Here is a 19,208-nt window from a genome sequence, read left to right as displayed (position 1 = left end):
TCGTAAAACTTTAGATTTTTAACCGGTACGACACAAGCATTGTACCAGTAATTAAATTTAAACAATTAAATAATCACTTTGACTCTCAAACAATTATCTAATTACCTTATAATGAAATAATAAGAACAAATGTTCTACTTTAATACAGTAGCAATATTTTTCTTGTTGGGGTAAGTAGAAACATAAATTACAATTGCGATTACTGCTACCACTACACCTACAAAACAAACAGAAGTCCATTGCTTAATATCCCACACCCACAAACCAATACCTGAACCTAAAGCAGTACCAATAAAACTGCCGGTCATGAAAATTGTATTCAAACGATTTCTTGCTTCAGGTATCAATGCGTAAATACGGGTTTGATTAGAAACGTGAATACTCTGCATCCCCATATCCAGGATAATGATCCCTATCACAATTCCGATTACGCTTGAACGAAATACATATAAAAGAACGAAGGATAGCAATAAGCTCATAATACCAATACCTATTGTTACACGAGGATTACTCTTGTCGGCTATTTTCCCTACTAAAGGTGCCATTAAAGCTCCTAATCCGGCTGCCAAACCAAATAATCCTATAGTTTGAGAACCAAAATGAAAGGGCTCTGCCGACAATAATAAAACCATGGTTGTCCAGAACATACCGAAAGATGCAAAAGCTAGCGCATTGATAGCAGTAGCTTCGCGCAAAATTCGTTGTTCTTTTACTAGGTGAAGCAATGATTGCATTAACTGACCATAAGAGCCTTCAAATGTTGGTTTGCTTTCAGGAAACGTAAAATACATGATCACCGCCAATACCAGACAAATTCCGGCAGCGATATAAAACATCTCCCGCCAACCCCATATTTGGCCGACGAAGCCACTTAATGTTCTCGACAAAAGAATACCTATTAATAAACCACTCATTATTGTGCCTATGATTTTGCCTCTGCGTTCAGGCTCGGCAAGGTTAGCAGCCATCGGCATAATTAATTGTGGCACCATAGAGGTAAAGCCAATCAGAAACCCAGCGATCTTCAAAACAACGATATGCTGAGTTAATGCAGCACCCAGTAACGCGATTACAGAAGTTATAGTCATAAGCACTATTTGCTTCTTCCGCTCAATTTTATCTCCTAACGGGGTGCAAAAAAACAAACCAAGTGCATACCCCATCTGTGTATAGAAATTGATTTGCCCGGCATTACTTTCCGAAACATTAAACTCTTTGCTGATTAAAATTATTAACGGCTGACTGTAATAAATATTTGCTACAATAAGGCCTGTAGCCATAGCCATAAGCATTACATGCCACTTATTTAAGTGTTGACTCATTAAATATGTTATGGTTTTTATTAAAAATTTGAGGGGTTCAAAGATAGATACTATTAACACAAACCCATTAATTGTAACATGTTATTTGCGACTATTGTTTTTTCCATTGCCATGCAACATTCGTAAATTGTCTTACGTCTTTATAAAAACAAACAATTGAAAATTATATACATACACCATGACACACTTAAAAAGAATTACGCTTATGCTTTTGATGTCGGTGGCAGCATTTAATGTTGTATCGGCTCAATCAACCTCTACTCCTGCTGTTAAAGATTTTGACGGTATCTCTTTAGGAGGTCCTTTTAATGCAATTGTAAAATTGGGCAATGAGGAAAAAGTTAAAATAGAAGCATCTTCAGAAGATTTAAGCCAGATCGTTACTGAAGTAAATGACCGCATGCTCACGATTAAATGGAAGAATTCTTCCAAAATGTGGAAATCGCCAAGCCAAAAGATCACTATTTATATTACCGCTAAAAAATTAAATGACCTTACAGTAAGCGGATCAGGAAATTTAAAAGTAGAAGATCAGTTAAACGCAGAAGACATGGATATTGTAGTTAGCGGTTCTGGAAACTTATCAACTCAGATAAATGCTAAGAGTTTAAATAGTAAGATCAGTGGTTCTGGTTCTATCGATATTTCAGGTTCAGCTGCTAGGGCAGAAGTTTACATTAGCGGTTCCGGAAATTTTAAAGGAAGTAGCTTAAAAACTAAAAGCACTACTGCAAAAGTTAGCGGATCAGGTGAGGTAAGAATACAAACAGATGAAGAATTAGATGCCGCAGTTACGGGTTCTGGTAATGTTATTTATTCAGGCTCAGCAACAAAAATCTCCGCTAAAACCAGTGGTTCCGGTAAAATAAAAAAAGTAAGCTAATACACTATAGCTATATAAAATATAACTGTGTTATAATCTCATTAATACAGTTATATTTTTTTATTTATAACAATATCCCTTTCATCTTATTACCTAAACTAAGCCATTACTATATTGTATACACTTTTATCCTTGTTTTTTGGATTTAGTACCTCAAACAAGGTAATACCTACACATTTATTCTTACACATTTACTTCATTTAATATCAAATAAACTGTGATATGTATATTAATTTGATTAACTTAATCTATAATTAATTAATGTACATAATATTGTTCAGAAGCTCTACAAGCCATTTCCTACAACAGGAGCTCCCCTCTTTCCTTCCTGGTGAACAATAGCTTTAAACTATCTTTTAACATTTATTTTAAATTAAATTATTGGTTATTAGGTAAATTGGCTTATCAATTGCATGTAACTCCATAAATACTATACTATAAAATTTCACGCTATAAACTCATGTAACAACTAATCGATACGCAACTCATATCTATGTTTACGCTCTCTCCTTCTCCTCAAAGAGTAAAAAAAGAAGCTTTTTTTACTCTTAGAATCTCGTCTTCGCGCTTTATACCGCGGTGGCTGGTATTTAGTATTGATACCATCATCAGTACAATTGCCTTTGTTTGTGCATTTATAATGTTTTATGACTTTAACATACATGCATTATTTGCCCACAAAGGATTAGAAACGCTCGTTTATATTAATCTACTTATTTCGATTGCGGTATCGTTAACATTTAAAACATACGCCGGTATTATCAGATTAACCAGTTTGCAGGATATGGCCCGAATTTTCAACGCCATATTTTTTAATGCGGTTTTGTTAGGTGTGGTTAAACTCGGACTCAGTAATATTGAATCGATTATCATCTTGCCCCTCAATGTTATATTAAAATACTTTTTGATTCTTTTCTTCTTTTCTACTTCCTACCGATTTTTAATAAAACTTGGTTTTGAGTCAATACGAAGAGAAAATACCTTAAAGAAATCCATTTTAATTTTTGGTGCCGGCGAATCTGGCATGATTACTAAACATGTAATAAATCACGAAGCTCAATGTGGATTAAAGGTGATAGGATTTCTGGATGATAACCTAAATAAAGTAGGTAAATACATTGATGGTATTAAAATTTATAATGCCAGAACTGACATTCAATTTCTTGTAGATAAGTATAAAGTTGAAGAAGTTATTATCAGTATCCAAAATCTTGATATTAACAGGAAAAGAGAACTTGTTGATATATGTTTATTACATGAAATTAAAGTGGTTACGATACCTCGTGCTTCAAATTGGATCGACGGTAGTTTTAATCTTAATCAACTTCGGAATATTAAAATTGAAGAACTTCTTGAACGAGAAGTTATTACTATACAAAATGCCAAGGTTACAGATGAGCTCCGCAATAAAAGGATTTTGGTTACGGGGGCAGCTGGTTCTATTGGAAGTGAAGTGGTTAGACAGGTACTCAAATTTAACCCTGAACTACTTGTTTTATGTGATCAGGCCGAAACTGCTCTTTATAATATTGAATTAGAATTCAAAGAATCGTTCCCTAACGCTTGTATTCAGCCGTTTATTGCCGATATCCGAAATAAGGAACGTATGGAGTATCTTTTCGATAAATACAAACCAGAGATTGTTTTCCATGCTGCTGCTTATAAACATGTTCCGATGATGGAACATCATCCTTCAGAAGCCATCTTAACCAATGTTGGTGGAACCAAAAATGTTGCGGATTTATCAGTTAAATACCAGGTTGAAAAATTTGTGATGATTTCAACCGACAAAGCTGTAAATCCAACAAATGTAATGGGCGCCTCAAAAAGAATAGCTGAAATTTATACGCAGTCATTGAATGACTATTATGTACAAAACGGAATTGAATCATCTACACGTTTTATTACCACCCGTTTTGGTAACGTATTAGGCTCTAATGGTTCTGTAATTCCGCGCTTTAAGGAACAAATTGAAAAAGGCGGACCAATTACCGTTACCCACCCCGACATCAACAGGTATTTCATGACAATTCCTGAAGCCTGTCAGTTGGTTATTGAAGCCGGAACAATGGGAAATGGCGGAGAGATATTTGTTTTCGACATGGGCAAATCCGTTAAGATTGTTGATTTAGCGAAAAAGATGATCCAGCTTTCTGGTTTAACCCCTGATAAGGACATACAAATTGTTTTCACGGGATTACGTCCGGGAGAAAAGCTGTATGAAGAGTTATTAAATGACTCCGAATGCGTCCAAAAAACTCACCATGAGAAAATTAAAATTGCTCGGGTTCGAAAATATAAATATGAATGGGTAGAAGAATCCATCAACGAACTGTTAAGCTCAGCAACTAATTTTCAGGAAAAATCGATTGTTCGTCAGATGAAATTGATTGTTCCTGAATTTAAAAGTAAACAATCCGTTTACGAAGAATTAGATGCTCCCCATTTGTCATTAGAACAAGCAAATATTGCTGTTTAATAGTGAATTAATTATGTATAAACTATTTTTCAAGCGCTTTTTTGATCTTATTATTGCCATTCCAGCATTCATAATACTATCTCCGGTGTTTCTCATTATGAGCATAATCCTTGCTTTTGTGAACCACGGGTCTCCTTTTTTCACCCAAGCCCGACCAGGGAAGAATGAACGAATTTTCTGGGTGTTAAAATTCAAAACAATGAATGAAAATAAGGATAAGAAAGGCAATTTATTACCGGATCCCGACAGGTTAACTACAGTTGGGAAATTTGTTCGAAAAACATCATTAGATGAAATCCCTCAACTATTAAATGTAATTAAGGGAGACATGACCCTGATTGGACCAAGGCCTTTACTACCGAGCTATTTACCATTATATAATGATACCCAAAAGCGCAGACATGAGGTAACGCCAGGAATAACCGGTTGGGCACAGGTGAATGGACGAAATACCCTAAGTTGGACTGAAAAATTCAATTATGATGTATGGTATGTAGATCATCTTTCTTTTGGACTTGATCTAAGAATTTTAATGCTGACGATTAAAAAAGTGCTTAAAAGCGAAGGAATCAATCAAGCCGGAAATGCAACGATGGAAGCATTTACAGGCTCAAATCCGCATGATACTGAAACTAAAAACAATGTATCCCATCAATCAAAAGTTTTGCTCTCAAATTAACGCTCAATTACTATGATACAAGAAGAAATACGTGAAACCGAACCTAAGATCAGCAAGAAAATATGGCTTTCGTCTCCTCACATGGGGGGAAACGAACTTAACTATATTCATGAAGCTTTTGATACCAACTGGGTAGCACCCTTAGGGCCGAATGTTGATGGTTTTGAATGTGATCTTGCCTCTTACCTAAAAGATGGTGTTTCTGTTGCTGCTTTGAGTTCTGGCACTGCGGCTATTCATTTAGCATTGATTTTAATTGGGGTTAAGGAAGGAGACGAAGTAATTTGTCAAAGTTTTACCTTCTCTGCTTCGGCAAACCCAATTATTTATCAAAAGGCGACTCCTATATTTGTTGATAGCGAAGCGGATACATGGAATATGTGTCCTGTTTTATTAAAGGAAGCGATAAAAGACCGGATTTCACTCGGCAAAAAACCTAAAGCCATTATTCCAGTTCATTTATACGGCATGCCTTCAAAAATGGAGGAAATACTTGCAGTAGCAAAAGAATATCAAATCCCTGTAATTGAAGACGCTGCAGAGGCATTAGGTTCGCATTTTAATGGTAAAAAAATGGGCACATTAGGCGCGCTGGCGGCACTCTCTTTCAACGGCAACAAGATCATAACAACCTCAGGAGGTGGCGCTATTGTCTCCGAAAATGCAGCAATTATAGAAAAAGCACGTTTCTTAGCCACTCAAGCGCGAGATAATGCTCCACACTATGAACACTCACATATAGGTTATAATTACCGGATGAGTAATATATGTGCCGGAATTGGCAGAGGCCAAATGGAAGTATTAGATGAACGTGTTAATAAAAGACGAGAGATCTTTGCATTTTATGAAGAACATTTAGGAAAATTGCCAGGAATATCTTTTCAGCCTGAAGCCGATGGCGCATTCAGTAACAGGTGGCTTACAGCTATGATTGTAAATTCATCGCTTACTGGTGGAATTACACGTGAAGATATCAGACTTTCACTTGCAACATGCAATATTGAGTCGCGGCCATTATGGAAGCCTATGCATTTACAACCTGTTTTCGAAGATTATCCATACTACGATAATAACGTAAGCAGAGTTTTGTTTAATAATGGGTTGTGTTTACCTTCCGGATCAAATCTAGAAAAGGAAGACTTGGAAAGAGTAGTTACAAAAATTAAAGAGCTGATCAATAAAGCCTGACTTATTGTACGTTAAAGTATATAAAGAGTGATATTAATGATATCACTCTTTTTTTTCGTCCTATTTGGATGCAAGGAAAGGGTGAGCATAAAACAAAAAACGAGTGCATCCAAAAGGACAGCACCCGTTTTCTTCTCAAAAACAGATTTGTAAGTGTTTATTTTTTAGCTGTTGAAAATAGACTTGGAGTAATGTCTAAAGCCAACCATCCCCAATGTCCGGTCCTTCCATTTCCATAAGTCGTATTTTTTACATATTCAGTAGTACTAGTGATCAAATAAAATGAATAACCTCCGTTAAGTTTAATAAAATCATTCAGCTTCCAATTGAATCCCAGATCAATATCCTGACCCAATGAAGAATTTAATTCTTTATTATTTTGTATACCAGATTCTTTATTTGTGGTAAAAAAGTGTCCGGTAGCACTAAGGTCAAATTTCTTACTGTGCAGGTAATTCAGTGTCAGATAATAATCATTAAGCCCCAGGTTTTTGACATCTCCAGGAAAGGCAATATAATAGTCCATCCAACCGTAGAACTTATGATTAGTTGCATACAAGGTATTGAAGCTATTATTTTTACCTGCTGTTGAACTGGTTCCTGAAACAATATCAGCACCACCTGCCACAATTAGCTTATCAAATTTATAACCTAACTTTAAACCTGCCAGGTAAGCTGAGATTGATTTATCAGTAATGTCACTACCTGCCTGATAATAGGCTTGTGCATTTAACAAAACTTTTCCAAATACCTGATCAGTATACATTCCCTGCGTAAAGCGCCAATAAAGCTTAGAGTCGATATCATTAGCCTGATAAGCGTCAGTAATAAATGTAGCAGTAACCACACCCTTTGCAGTTTTTAGTTGAGGATGGATAAAACCAAGAACTTTAGCATTACTTGCCACATAATTGGTGGTAGAGTTTTTCTCAGATACCTGGTTAAAAGCTCCTCCAAATTGTACGTTATAATTATCCTTTTTATAAGAAACAGTTAAGGCATCGAAACTACGACCACTTTGTGCCCAGTCAAGATTACCCATCAACCGCTGATCATCAAAAATGATCTCCTGACGTCCGATTTTCAATTTCCAGTTTGCGTCAATATTTACTGCACCCCAAGCCTCATAAAGTCCGAATGAAGCTGGAGTATTAGTTGATCCAAGCTGACTCCCCCAAACATGGACATCCTGGGGAGTAACTTTCATTTCAAACTGAGGTGATGTGTAAAGAAAATTTAAGCGAGTACGTTGAGACAGAAAATAAGCGGGGTCATTCTGAGGGGCAGTTTCTGTTTTAATGGTTCTGTAACCATCTCTGAACTCGGTGCGGGTGCGAAGTTGAGCTGAAACATCCAGCTGTTGAGCATTTGCAGCAAAAGGAATGCATGCAAGAAATGCCAATAAAATTCTATTATTTTTCATTTTCATTATTACTATTCTTATGACGTGTAAGTGTGAACACTTTGAGATGCAGAAGGCATATAATTCACACCAAACCAACAAAGCAGAAGTACAATAAAAGCTAAAGCAAGAGTTAATAATGCAGGTTTAATGCTATTAGGGTTACGATACCTAATGTGGATATAAATAAGATAACCTAACCAGGTGAGCAAAGCCCAGGTTTCTTTAGGATCCCATGTCCAATAGTGGCCCCAGGCTTCCTTGGCCCACAACGCCCCAAACAATAATCCTAATGAAAGAAATCCGAATCCAACATAAACAAGGTTATTGGCCAACTGAAGAATTTCAGCTTTGTAACTACCTGTGTATAACAAATATAAACCATATCCGGCCACAATTGAAGATGCAGCAAGCAAAGCGTAAGAAAATATATAAACAAGCACATGAGGTACAAACCAGATGCTTTGCAAAGCCGGCATTAAGGCTTTATTGTAGGTATCTGGATGTAAGTAATTGATGACCAGAAATAACACTGCCATTCCCAGGCTATAGTTCAGCAACCACTTATATTTCCATTTTATAAATGTTATAATGCCTATGATCGGAAGAAATACTGCATACCATAGTCGCGTTTCTCCTAAAGTTCTCATTGGAGGACGTTCAAGGTGATGCCACAAATTAGCCGTAAAAATAATCATACTCACACAACCCAGGATAGAAAAGAACAGCACCGGGGTTATTTTCTTACGGGTTATTGGCAGCAACTGACATACTATACAAAGCAACCAGCTTAAGATAGCACCTAGTGCATAATCAGGAAAATAGATCCAATAATTCATACTTTAAAATTTACTCCTATTTATCTGTTACTTCTCTTCCTTTAAAAATAAGGTACACGGCTCCAACCAACATCATGAATATTCCGGCGTATACCACCGGTAACCATGGGTCACGTACCAATTCAATAACACTAAGCTTTGACCACTTGCCAAATTTCTCATCATAACTTAACTGATATACTTTCCAGCCTTTTACCTTAAATGGCTTATTAACCTCTACTAGTGCATTTTCAGATGATCCATTCTTAAAATATACCTTTACTGCTGAACTAAATTTTTTGGCCTCTGGCTGAAGCATAACGATTGCCTGTTTATCATTTAGTTGCAAATAAGCGTAGCTCGTTGCATAGCTTCCACAACTGATCCAGGCCGTAGTGTCTATTGTTGATGACTTAACATGAATGAGCGCAGAAGGTGTAGATCCTTCCTCATTCACAGGATAATATCGACTACCTGTAAATTTACTTTCTTGCAGATAGTCGATCACTGCTATTTCGTAGTCGTTATAACGGTATTTATCGCCCTTATGCAGCATGCGTAGCGCATTTACCCCTTTAGTTTCAATGGTGTTATTTTCGATATTCGCAAAAGCCAGTTTGGGAGCAAAAGTTTGCATATCGAAACGAGAAAGTTCAAATGCAAAAGGAAGTTCAACAGTTTCTCCTTTATCATTATTAGCTCTCCATTCCGGTTGCTTTTCATATAAATTCATCGCATACCGTTGCAAGTCTCCACTTCCCAATATACCGGCAGACAGTGCAATGAAAAGCCCAAGGTGATTTAATACAAACCCCCAGTTTTTCCATTGCCAAGGAAACATCCGGTTTAGTGTTGCCAAACCGAGTGTAAACAGAAAATAGATTTGCGATAGTAAAAACGGCCAGCTTGATGTAACGAATGATAATCCAAGCAGATCGGGCTTCACCCCTTCAACGAAATTTTGCTGAGGGAGTGTTCCCATAATTATTGCCTGGATGAGCACCAGCACTATTGCACTAATCGATGCGGGAACAGACCTCAGCCATTTTACCCATGGATGTGTACGTTGAGTAAAGTGCAGCAATAATAAAATGCTGATGAATATTCCTCCTACAATGTAATTTACGGGAGCTCCTATTGGCTTAATAGTTGTCCTTGTTGACAGTTGTAATAAATACCCTGTTACCAACAACCCTCCGGCTACAAAGAAAGATTCCTTGTAATCCCAGGGAAACTCCCATAGTTTTTTAGTTTGCTTACTGTTAATAATCGTTTCCGTTTCCATATTTCCTTAAGAGCGTTGCTAATCCTTACAGATTTATTTTGAGTTTCCGGTTGAAAACAAAAGCTCTTTTTTCTTCGCTTGTTCCAACCATTGAGGAACTACTGTTTTTTTGAATACTTCTTTATCAGCACGTTCCTTAGCCATGTCTAATCCAATAAGCTGCTGAGCTTTCTCTTTTGTAGAAATGTCAGCATATTGAATAGGACCTGTTTGGCCTAATGAAACCAGAATCTTACTAAGTTCGATCCTTGCTTCTGCCACTTTATTCATTCCGTTTGTTATCATTCTGGCTGTTTCTAATGGAGCATGGAATGAAGCACCATGTGAAGCAGCAGAGAAATCCCAACGCCACTGCGCCTGACGTATAAGTTTTAGCACATTTTTCATTTGCACATCTGTTGCACCTTTATCCCAAGCAATTTTCGCTTCCAAATGAGCTTTTACCAATTGATCCTCTAGCTCGATACGGATATCATGAACTTTCTGCTGGCGCTCATTTACGTTTGCGATCAAGGTTTTTTCTTCTTCTCGGTGACAAACCTGGCAAGAGTTAGCAACGTTGTTAAGTGGTGATTGTATTTTATGATCGGTGAATTTTTGACCACCTTCACTTTTGTAAGGCATATGACAATCAGCACAAGAAACACCACGCTGACCGTGAACACCCATCATGTGTAATTCATAGTCAGGGTGCTGAGCTTTCAGAATTGGCGTTTTGCTGAGTTTATGAACAAAGTCGGTAAACTCAATTCCATCATAATATTTCTCCATGTCTTCAACTGTAAAGCCATTCTTCCATGGGAATTTTACGCGAGCTGCACCTTCCACTGATTTTTTATCAAAATAATACTCAACGTGGCACTGTGCACAAACCAGTGAACGCATTTCATTATGTGTTGCTTTGGTGATATCTTTTCCTTGTTCTTTAAAGGCCTCAATTAATGCAGGACGAGTAATTTTCAGATTCATCGTTTTAGAATCATGACAATCTGCACAGCCAATAGGATTAACTATTTCCGATCCTAAACTTGCCCAGGTTTTCTTGTAAAACTCATCCACTCCAAGCTTGTCCATCATACGAGGTACATCAGGAGATTTACAAACCCAACAACTCGATGGTTGAGGACCATCCTGAGGCCCTTTTGGTGAACCCGTACGAAGTGTGTTGTGAATATCTTCAATTGCATAATAGTGGCCTCTTCCCTGGGTATAGTCCTTGGCAAATGCATAACCTGCCCAAAGAACCACCATACGGGGATCATCAGCCAGCATATCTCGCATTTTTCCACCACCATACTGGCTTGAAAAAGTAGTATCGGCTGTTTGGTAATACGTTTGAAACTCGCGCGGATAATTTTCTCCCCATACTTCATTTTTTGATTCAAACGGTTTTACGTCAGTCATTGCTTTGTTAATAAAAAGCGCTTCGGTGCGGCGCTCCATTACACTGTTTACGAGTAATCCTAACATAAACACGACTAACATGGTTAAGCCAAACATCACCCATCCCAGCCATGGTTTACGTTTAATAGTTTCTTTAAGCGGTGTCATATAATTCAGATTAATAAGTTCAGACGTTCGATATAATTATTTAGTGTTTTTGTCTTTGTTTTCTTCAGTTTGTTTCTTCAACCAATCCGGTATTGGTGATTCCGGCACCGGCACCCTTGCATTAGGAGCCGCTGAAAGACTATTTACGCGGCCGTGAGGAACTTCCCTATGGCAATCCCAGCACAACTTGCCTTCTCCATGTTCACGTTTTTCCAGTGTAACTCCGGTTGTTTTCACAGCTGCATTTAAATCACTGTGACAACGCTGGCAATTCTTTTGAACCACATCAGTTCCGGCTTCTTTTATATGAATTACCTGAGGCTCTGCCCTCCAGGTAAAAACTGTAGCATGGTATAAGCCATCCTTTGCTTTGAAGAAATATTTGTTAAATACATTATTGTGCGGAACGTGACAATCATTACAACTTGCTACCCTTGCATGCGAACTATGTTGCCATGTAGCATAAAAAGGTGTCATTACGTGGCAATTGACACACGTTTTAGGATCGTCAGAAAGGTACGAAACAGCGTTAGATACGTATAGAAGGTAGGTGAATAACCCTATTCCAATTCCAAGCGCTACAATCACGAATGGAACCCATTGCCTGGGTGGTAATAAAAAGCGGAAGAGTTTTAACATGTAATATCAACTTTTATGACATTACAATTTTAAACATGAAAAATTGACATTTCTATGATATTAATCATGCTAAAAAGGTGATTTATATCACAAATAAAAGATCAAAAACTTAGTTATTAACAGCAAGATCAAAACACAGCGTCTTAGCATAATTGGGTGCTTTATTTTCTTTCGTCGCTTTCCGCGAGACTTACTTTTTCAGTCTCCAAAACTGTATTATAAGGCCGAGTTTGTGCTAATGAACAATTTAACAAAGAATTTAATACCTGGCGTGCTAAGCTTTGTCAAATAAAAAGGGGGTAGCGAATGCTAACCCCTTTCATTTAATACAGAATCATTTAATTTTTACTTGGCCGTTGTTGTGCTTGTCGTTTTTAGTATATGCTTTGCATAATTCACATTAAGCACATCTAATCGTTTTGCTTGTTTCTGAAAACGCTCAACGAAGTCGTTGTAATTTTTACTTTCCTTCTTAGTCCAGTTAACCTCAGCTAAAGCCAATGCACGAGGAAACACCATATATTCAACATGTTCTGTAGTTCCAATATATTCTGACCAAAGGTTTGCTTGTGCACCTTTAATGTATTTGGCTTCTTCACGTGTCAATGCTTCAGGAACAGGCTCATATCCGTAAATTTTCTCAACTGTTGTAAAGCCGCCAATAGCAAGAGGCTCTTTTTCACGATCAGCCTGATAATGATCGAAATAACAATATGGACTAGGTGTCATGATCACATCATGTTTTTCTTTAGCCGCTGCAATGCCTCCTTCTATTCCTCTCCATGACATAACTGTTGCATTTGGAGCTAAACCACCCTCCAGAATCTCATCCCAACCAATTATCTGACGACCTTTAGCGTTGAGGAATTTCTCAATTCGTTGAATGAAATAGCTTTGCAATGCATGCTCATCTTTAATGTTATTTTCTTTCATGAAGGCCTGACAATGTGCACAATGCTCCCACCGAACTTTAGGACATTCATCACCGCCAATATGGATGTATTTACCTGGGAACAGATCAATAACTTCAGTCAGTACATTTTGTAAGAATGTAAATGTGGTATCCTGCACACAAAATACATCGTTAAATACTCCCCAATGTTTGGCTACTTCATAAGGTCCTTTAGTACATCCCAATTCAGGATATGCAGTTAATGCTGCCAATGCATGGCCTGGCATTTCAATTTCAGGAATAATCGTAATAAATCTGTCTTGTGCATATTTTACCACTTCACGAATCTCATCCTGAGTATAAAAACCCTGATAAGGTTGTCCGTCATATTTACGATCCATTATCGGAGTATCAGTGGTGGTACGACCAACAGCTGTTTCAGGGCGCCATTGTCCAACAGTTGTCAGTTTAGGATATTTTTTAATCTCGATTCTCCAACCCTGATCTTCAGTTAAATGCCAATGGAAAGTATTAAACTTAAACAATGCCAATAGATCAATATATTTCTTAATGAACTCTGTTGGAAAGAAATGGCGGCAAACATCCAAATGCAATCCGCGATAATCAAAACGTGGATTATCTGATATAACAACCGCAGGTATACTCCACTTAACGGCTGAAGTCACCTGTTTTTGTTCAACAGCAGCTGGCAATAACTGTCTTAGCGTTTGGATTGCCCTAAAAGCACCTGCTGCCGTTTTCGATCTTACATCAATAATTTTTGAAGATACAGCAATTCTGTACTCTTCTTCATTTTTCATTCCCGGATCAAGCGTAAATACAATCACATTCTTGTCTTTATTTGATGTATAACCTAACTTAAAACCGGTAGATGGTTCAATAAGGTCTGTAAAGAATCCAACCGCCGTTTTCAGTTGCTCATCGTCATTATTTAGAACGATCTGGGTTTGTGCATTGATCACAAATTCACCTTTTCGAGGAATAAGATTCTGCGGTTTTGGAATAATCGGATAGCGATCATTAGTTTTTGATTGTTGAGCAAAAACTGACGACAGCGTAGTGATCGTTAGTAGAAAATAAATAAAGAGTGGTTTTAGTTTCATAAAATAAGAATAATGAAATACTAGTAAGACGAAATAACCTTAAACAGGTACTATAAATTTTGTGCTTATTTTTTTAATGTTCCAAATAATTGATCCCAAATTGTAGTATAAAATCCAAAATTACAATCTATATGTTGATGATGATGGTGATGAAACGTAGAGGTTCCTAACCATTTAAATATGACATTACCCTTTTTAAAGGGCTCAAACCCGAGATGCCCAATGATCCCAAACAACACATTTAGCATAAGATAAAAAATGATGGCATAAATGTTTAACTCAAAAACATAAAGTACCATTAACCATAAAGTCCCAAACCCTATTGTTTCTGCAGGATGAAGAACGAACAAGTCTATAGGTTTTGGATCAATAGCGGTATGATGAAGCTCATGAATCTTTTTATAAACGCCGGTTTTATGAATTCCGTAATGAAACAAAAACATTAGCAGGTCCATAACAAAAAACATAAGTAGGAAATCAATTAGCACCAAGCCATTCCAATCAAATTTAATGTCGATATACTGGTGTTTCCACAACCAAAAGCCAAGGTAAGTTATTGCGGTATTGATGCAGCAGGTTGACACACCTATAATCCAATCACGTTTGGAATAAGTGCGTATACCTCTCAAAAAATATTTTCTATTAATAATTAATTCACCAACAACCAAAGCCAGCATCATAATAATTGTGTTTTCTAACAAAAAAATGAGCCATAATAATACCGGAGAAACAGACTGAAAAGTAAGAAGAAATGTTTCGAGGTTAATCATACGAGTATGTAGTTCTTAATAAGTAAGGCAAATATATCGATAGAAATCAGTTTGTGGTTCGATATGTTTTTCATTAACAATGACCATTTCTATTTTTTCTGATATAATTTTCAAATTGTCAGATTTTCAAGCCCTCACATCCACACATTTTTATAAATTTGGGCTCGAATTGAAAAACTTCATAAAATAGTTATTATGTCGATAGAAAAAATTAAAGTTGCCAACCCGGTTGTGGAACTGGACGGCGATGAAATGACCCGCATTATCTGGAAATTCATCAAGGACAAATTAATCCTTACTTACCTGGACCTTGATATTAAATACTATGACCTTGGTATTGAGCACCGCGATGCTACTAATGACCAGGTTACTGTTGATGCTGCTGAGGCTATCAAAAAATATAACGTAGGTATCAAATGTGCTACTATCACTCCTGATGAGCAACGTGTTGAGGAGTTCAAATTAAAACAAATGTGGAAATCACCTAATGGTACTATCCGTAATATTTTGGACGGTACTGTTTTCCGTGAGCCAATCGTTTGTTCAAATGTTCCTCGTTTGGTTCCAAATTGGACCGCTCCTATTTGTGTTGGTCGTCATGCTTTTGGTGATCAATACCGCGCTACCGATTTCGTAACTAAAGGAAAAGGTAAATTAACCATCAAGTTTGAAGGTGAAAACGGTGAAGTTATTGAGCACGAAGTTTATAACTATAAAGGTGATGGTGTTGCTTTAGCAATGTACAACACTGATGAGTCGATCCGTGGTTTTGCTCATTCTTGCTTTAACCAGGCAATTATGAAAAAATGGCCTTTATACTTATCGACTAAAAACACCATCTTGAAAAAATATGATGGTCGTTTTAAAGATATCTTCGAAGAAATCTACCAAAACGAATACAAAGCTAAAATGGACGAATTAGGCATTACTTATGAGCACCGCCTAATTGACGACATGGTTGCTTCTGCATTAAAATGGAATGGTAACTTTGTTTGGGCTTGTAAAAACTACGATGGCGACGTTCAGTCGGATACTGTTGCTCAAGGTTTTGGTTCATTAGGTTTAATGACTTCTACTTTGGTAACTCCGGATGGAAAAACAATGGAAGCTGAAGCTGCTCACGGTACTGTAACACGTCACTACCGCGAACACCAAAAAGGTAAACGTACTTCAACTAACCCAATCGCATCAATTTTCGCATGGACTCGTGGTTTAGAGTTCCGTGGTAAATTAGATGGCAACCAAGCTTTAGTTGATTTCTGCCAAACTTTAGAAAAAGTTTGTGTGGAAACTGTAGAATCAGGTAAAATGACTAAAGATTTAGCTGTTTGTATCTATGGCAATAATGTAACTTCTGATCAGTACTTGTATACTGAGGATTTCTTAGCTGCTATTGATGAGAACTTAAAAGCTAAATTAGCTAAGTAATTATAAATACTTACAAATAAAAAACGGTTGCTCATTGTGTGAGCAACCGTTTTTGTTATTATAGTTTTACCAATGAATGGTTATTGAAAATAAACGCCACGATTCCAAGTCTTACTGTAGAATGACTGAGATATTGTGGACTATTTATTACTTATCGGCTTTAAAAGCGGGCCCCACGCAATAAGCGTGACTTGATCCGCAAATTAGAAATACTCTTTCTCCCTTTGAAACAAGTTCATTAACAACAGATATCAATTGCTGATTACGCAAGTCGTTGGTTACTGCTAACATATCATTTAAGTAACCTGGAAGAGTAGTTTCATCGGATACATTACGCCAGTCAATTGTAGAAAAGTATTTTTTCCATACCTTATCAATATCCTGCACACTTTTTATTGAATCTTCCAATCCAACAATGGCTGCCCGCTTGAAAAAAGGCTGCAAAAAATCTGCCTCGGAAGATGGTTTCCCAAATCTGAGCTGTGAAAAATAGGGTTGTAATATTTGAGCAAGTGCAATTTGTTCATTGCTAAATTTCGATTTAAGTTGAATAGCTAATTCCTCTTTTGACAAATCCCAATTGTAGATCGGAATATCATCCTTTTCTGCTAACTGTTTCACTTTTCCACCTTCACCCAAATTCGCTACAGGGTCCATAAGACCGGGCAATAAAAAGCCTAACCGTCCTTCTACCAAAGCAATTGAAGGCTTTAATGTTTTCCACTTTTCTTCAATCATTTTAATCTCACGGTGTTGTGGATTTCTCGTGTGTTCAGCCCCAAATATGATGGCACCTTGGGTTTCAATTATATAAGGTCTTGGGTGTTCTCCTGAATATCGGATAAATGTTACATACGCTTGTTCTAAGGGAGATCGCTTTTGTACCTTGTAAAATGCCGGGGATTTCCAAGCAACAAGGAAAATGGTTCCAGCGCCTATGAGAAAAATGCCGATAACCCAGCCTATGATTTTAAATGCTTTTTTCATTAAGGTTTAATCTGTTCAATGCAATGGTGTGCCTATGAATTAATTCAAATTAAAAAAACACCTCAGGAGTTTTATCGATAGTGATACTGATTTATGCATCTAAGTAAAACTACTAACTTTCAAGTTATGTTTTTTTCAACTAGAAATAAATTGTGCATATGACTACATGACCACTATGCACAATTTACCAGATATGAATCAATTAAAGCTAATACTGCTGCATTGCCATTCAAATGAACCCTTCCAGCTACCAGAATGGAATATTCAATTACCAAACATAAGTACCAACAGCTCCTGCATTTAAGGTTGTAGTAACAAGTTTATCTCCTTGTTTGATGTTAAAGGTTTGAGAAGAATTTCCTTCGTTTAATACAATTAAGACTTTTTTACCATCAGGAGTTTTGAATGCAACATTCGGAAGATTTTGGGCCATATCAGACATTATCCTTGTTGACCCCGGGCGTACAAATTTAGATGCATGAGCAATAATGTAGTATGCCGGATTACGGGTTATACTTCCACTATTGATCGTAAGGGCCCCAAGGCACTCTGTACAACCGCCTGGAGTATGTGGTTCTTGCTTTGCATCAGCCGCTAAATTCCATTCTAAAGCTATCTTACTCCAATTGCGCATGGTACCTATGATCACATTCTTAATATGCCATTTCAAGTCTTCCTTCATATTACCAGGTGCTCCCACCCATTGCTCTGTGAAATAAAGATTTTTATCTGGATGCGCTTTGTGTACTTGATCCAAAGCCTCTACAGAGCCAGCATAAAGGTGGAATGCAGAGCCATCAACATAACTCTTAGCATCTGCATCATTTAAGATATTAATCGGATAATCTGGTTTATCCAAGTTATGGTCGTAGATAATGATTTTAGTTGTAATGCCTTCTTTTTTAAATAACGGACCAAGACTTTGCTTAATAAAAGCTGCTTGTTCTTCAGGAAGCATTAATAAACTTGGATTATTACCCGGATGTAATGGCTCATTTTGAATGGTGATCGCATTAATAGTAATCCCTTCAGCCTTCATACTTTGAATATATTTAACAAAGTATTTCGCATAAGCATCATAGTATTCAGGTTTCAGACTTCCACCGATCGTACTGTTATTGGTTTTCATCCAGGTTGGTGGAGACCATGGCGAGCCCAAAATTTTGATAGACGGATTTATCGCCAAAATCTCTTTTAATACCGGAATAAGATGAGTCTTATCTGGAGCGATAGTGAACTTATCCATATTCACATCCGTTTGTCCCGCAGGCAAATCATTGTAGGAAAAAGTTTGTGCATCCAGATCAGAAGCTCCGATACTGACACGCAAATAACTTACTCCAATATTGCTCCCATCGGTTGCAAACAACTCTTTTAACAAAGCAGAACGACTTGCAGCATCCATCGTATGAATATGATAGGCACTGCCGCCTGTCAGCGTATAACCAAAGCCGTCAATGGTTTGAAAGCTTTGCTGTTCATCCACTTTAATCGTCGGATTGGAATTCTGGGCAGTACTAAAGTCCAATTGTACATTTTGTTGTTTAAAGAACATACCGCTCGCAGGATCTGTTAACCATAATGCCACATCACTTGGCAATGGCGTTATTGTATTATCACTGTCGGTTGTGCTTACTGATTTTTTGGAGCAACTCCAACATATCAATGCAAACACCACAAAGAATATCTTTTTCATATGTCAGGTTTTATAAAGTATGGTTAGACTTCAGTTAGTTTAGTTTTATATCATTCCGGAAATGT

At 37.1% G+C, this 19,208-nt stretch carries 15 protein-coding genes; 5 read left to right on the top strand and 10 right to left on the bottom strand.

Annotation, left to right across the window (positions count from 1 at the left end; all coding sequences use genetic code 11):
• Window positions 1-134: 134 nt before the first annotated feature.
• Window positions 135-1,322, bottom strand: a complete 1,188-nt coding sequence (locus SOLCA_RS01600; RefSeq protein ID WP_014678700.1) for an MFS transporter — start codon at window positions 1,320-1,322, stop codon at window positions 135-137.
• A 178-nt stretch (window positions 1,323-1,500) separates the two neighbouring features.
• On the opposite strand from SOLCA_RS01600, the gene SOLCA_RS01595 reads away from it, so the two are divergent.
• From SOLCA_RS01595 to SOLCA_RS01580, 4 genes are all read left to right on the top strand, one after another.
• Window positions 1,501-2,205 (top strand): head GIN domain-containing protein, encoded by a 705-nt coding sequence (locus SOLCA_RS01595; protein WP_042479150.1) that lies wholly within the window; start codon window positions 1,501-1,503, stop codon window positions 2,203-2,205.
• Between the two features lie 493 nt (window positions 2,206-2,698).
• Window positions 2,699-4,684 carry a polysaccharide biosynthesis protein gene (locus tag SOLCA_RS01590; RefSeq protein WP_014678698.1) on the top strand — a complete coding sequence of 662 codons (1,986 nt, stop codon included), beginning with the start codon at window positions 2,699-2,701 and terminating at the stop codon, window positions 4,682-4,684.
• A gap of 13 nt (window positions 4,685-4,697) precedes the next feature.
• Window positions 4,698-5,363, top strand: a complete 666-nt coding sequence (locus tag SOLCA_RS01585) for a sugar transferase (RefSeq protein ID WP_014678697.1) — start codon at window positions 4,698-4,700, stop codon at window positions 5,361-5,363.
• Between the two features lie 12 nt (window positions 5,364-5,375).
• Entirely contained in the window at window positions 5,376-6,551 is a 1,176-nt protein-coding gene (locus SOLCA_RS01580) for a DegT/DnrJ/EryC1/StrS family aminotransferase (RefSeq protein WP_014678696.1), read from the top strand.
• Between the two features lie 157 nt (window positions 6,552-6,708).
• Here the strand turns inward: SOLCA_RS01580 and SOLCA_RS01575 are convergent, their stop codons facing one another.
• From SOLCA_RS01575 to SOLCA_RS01545, 7 genes are all read right to left on the bottom strand, one after another.
• The gene (locus tag SOLCA_RS01575) at window positions 6,709-7,974 is read right to left on the bottom strand and encodes an alginate export family protein (protein WP_157604494.1); all 1,266 of its coding nucleotides are present in this window, start codon (window positions 7,972-7,974) and stop codon (window positions 6,709-6,711) included.
• A gap of 17 nt (window positions 7,975-7,991) precedes the next feature.
• Window positions 7,992-8,792 (bottom strand): cytochrome c biogenesis protein, encoded by an 801-nt coding sequence (locus SOLCA_RS01570; RefSeq protein ID WP_014678694.1) that lies wholly within the window; start codon window positions 8,790-8,792, stop codon window positions 7,992-7,994.
• 16 nt (window positions 8,793-8,808) lie between these two features.
• Window positions 8,809-10,056, bottom strand: a complete 1,248-nt coding sequence (locus SOLCA_RS01565; RefSeq protein WP_014678693.1) for a cytochrome c biogenesis protein ResB — start codon at window positions 10,054-10,056, stop codon at window positions 8,809-8,811.
• A gap of 33 nt (window positions 10,057-10,089) precedes the next feature.
• Window positions 10,090-11,607 (bottom strand): ammonia-forming cytochrome c nitrite reductase, encoded by a 1,518-nt coding sequence (nrfA, locus tag SOLCA_RS01560; protein WP_014678692.1) that lies wholly within the window; start codon window positions 11,605-11,607, stop codon window positions 10,090-10,092.
• Between the two features lie 36 nt (window positions 11,608-11,643).
• Window positions 11,644-12,246, bottom strand: coding sequence for a cytochrome c nitrite reductase small subunit (gene nrfH / locus SOLCA_RS01555; protein ID WP_014678691.1), 603 nt, complete (start codon window positions 12,244-12,246; stop codon window positions 11,644-11,646).
• A 345-nt stretch (window positions 12,247-12,591) separates the two neighbouring features.
• Window positions 12,592-14,262, bottom strand: a complete 1,671-nt coding sequence (locus SOLCA_RS01550; protein ID WP_014678690.1) for a beta-N-acetylhexosaminidase — start codon at window positions 14,260-14,262, stop codon at window positions 12,592-12,594.
• A gap of 65 nt (window positions 14,263-14,327) precedes the next feature.
• Window positions 14,328-15,032, bottom strand: coding sequence for a sterol desaturase family protein (locus SOLCA_RS01545; RefSeq protein WP_014678689.1), 705 nt, complete (start codon window positions 15,030-15,032; stop codon window positions 14,328-14,330).
• A gap of 195 nt (window positions 15,033-15,227) precedes the next feature.
• Between SOLCA_RS01545 and SOLCA_RS01540 the strand changes: the two genes are divergently transcribed.
• Window positions 15,228-16,460: an NADP-dependent isocitrate dehydrogenase gene (locus tag SOLCA_RS01540; protein ID WP_014678688.1), complete on the top strand. Its 1,233-nt coding sequence runs from the start codon at window positions 15,228-15,230 to the stop codon at window positions 16,458-16,460.
• 147 nt (window positions 16,461-16,607) lie between these two features.
• Here the strand turns inward: SOLCA_RS01540 and SOLCA_RS01535 are convergent, their stop codons facing one another.
• Together SOLCA_RS01535 and SOLCA_RS01530 are read right to left on the bottom strand one after the other, a co-directional pair.
• On the bottom strand, window positions 16,608-17,447 hold the full coding sequence (locus tag SOLCA_RS01535) for a hypothetical protein (protein WP_014678687.1): 840 nt from the start codon (window positions 17,445-17,447) through the stop codon (window positions 16,608-16,610).
• Between the two features lie 268 nt (window positions 17,448-17,715).
• Window positions 17,716-19,143, bottom strand: coding sequence for a glycoside hydrolase family 30 protein (locus SOLCA_RS01530; protein ID WP_014678686.1), 1,428 nt, complete (start codon window positions 19,141-19,143; stop codon window positions 17,716-17,718).
• Window positions 19,144-19,208: the final 65 nt, after the last annotated feature.

Origin of the sequence: Solitalea canadensis DSM 3403 (assembly GCF_000242635.2) — a bacterium.
GTDB lineage: Bacteria > Bacteroidota > Bacteroidia > Sphingobacteriales > Sphingobacteriaceae > Solitalea > Solitalea canadensis.
The sequence above is the reverse complement of the archived record's forward strand: the minus strand, read 5'-3'. Positions and strand labels throughout refer to the sequence as shown.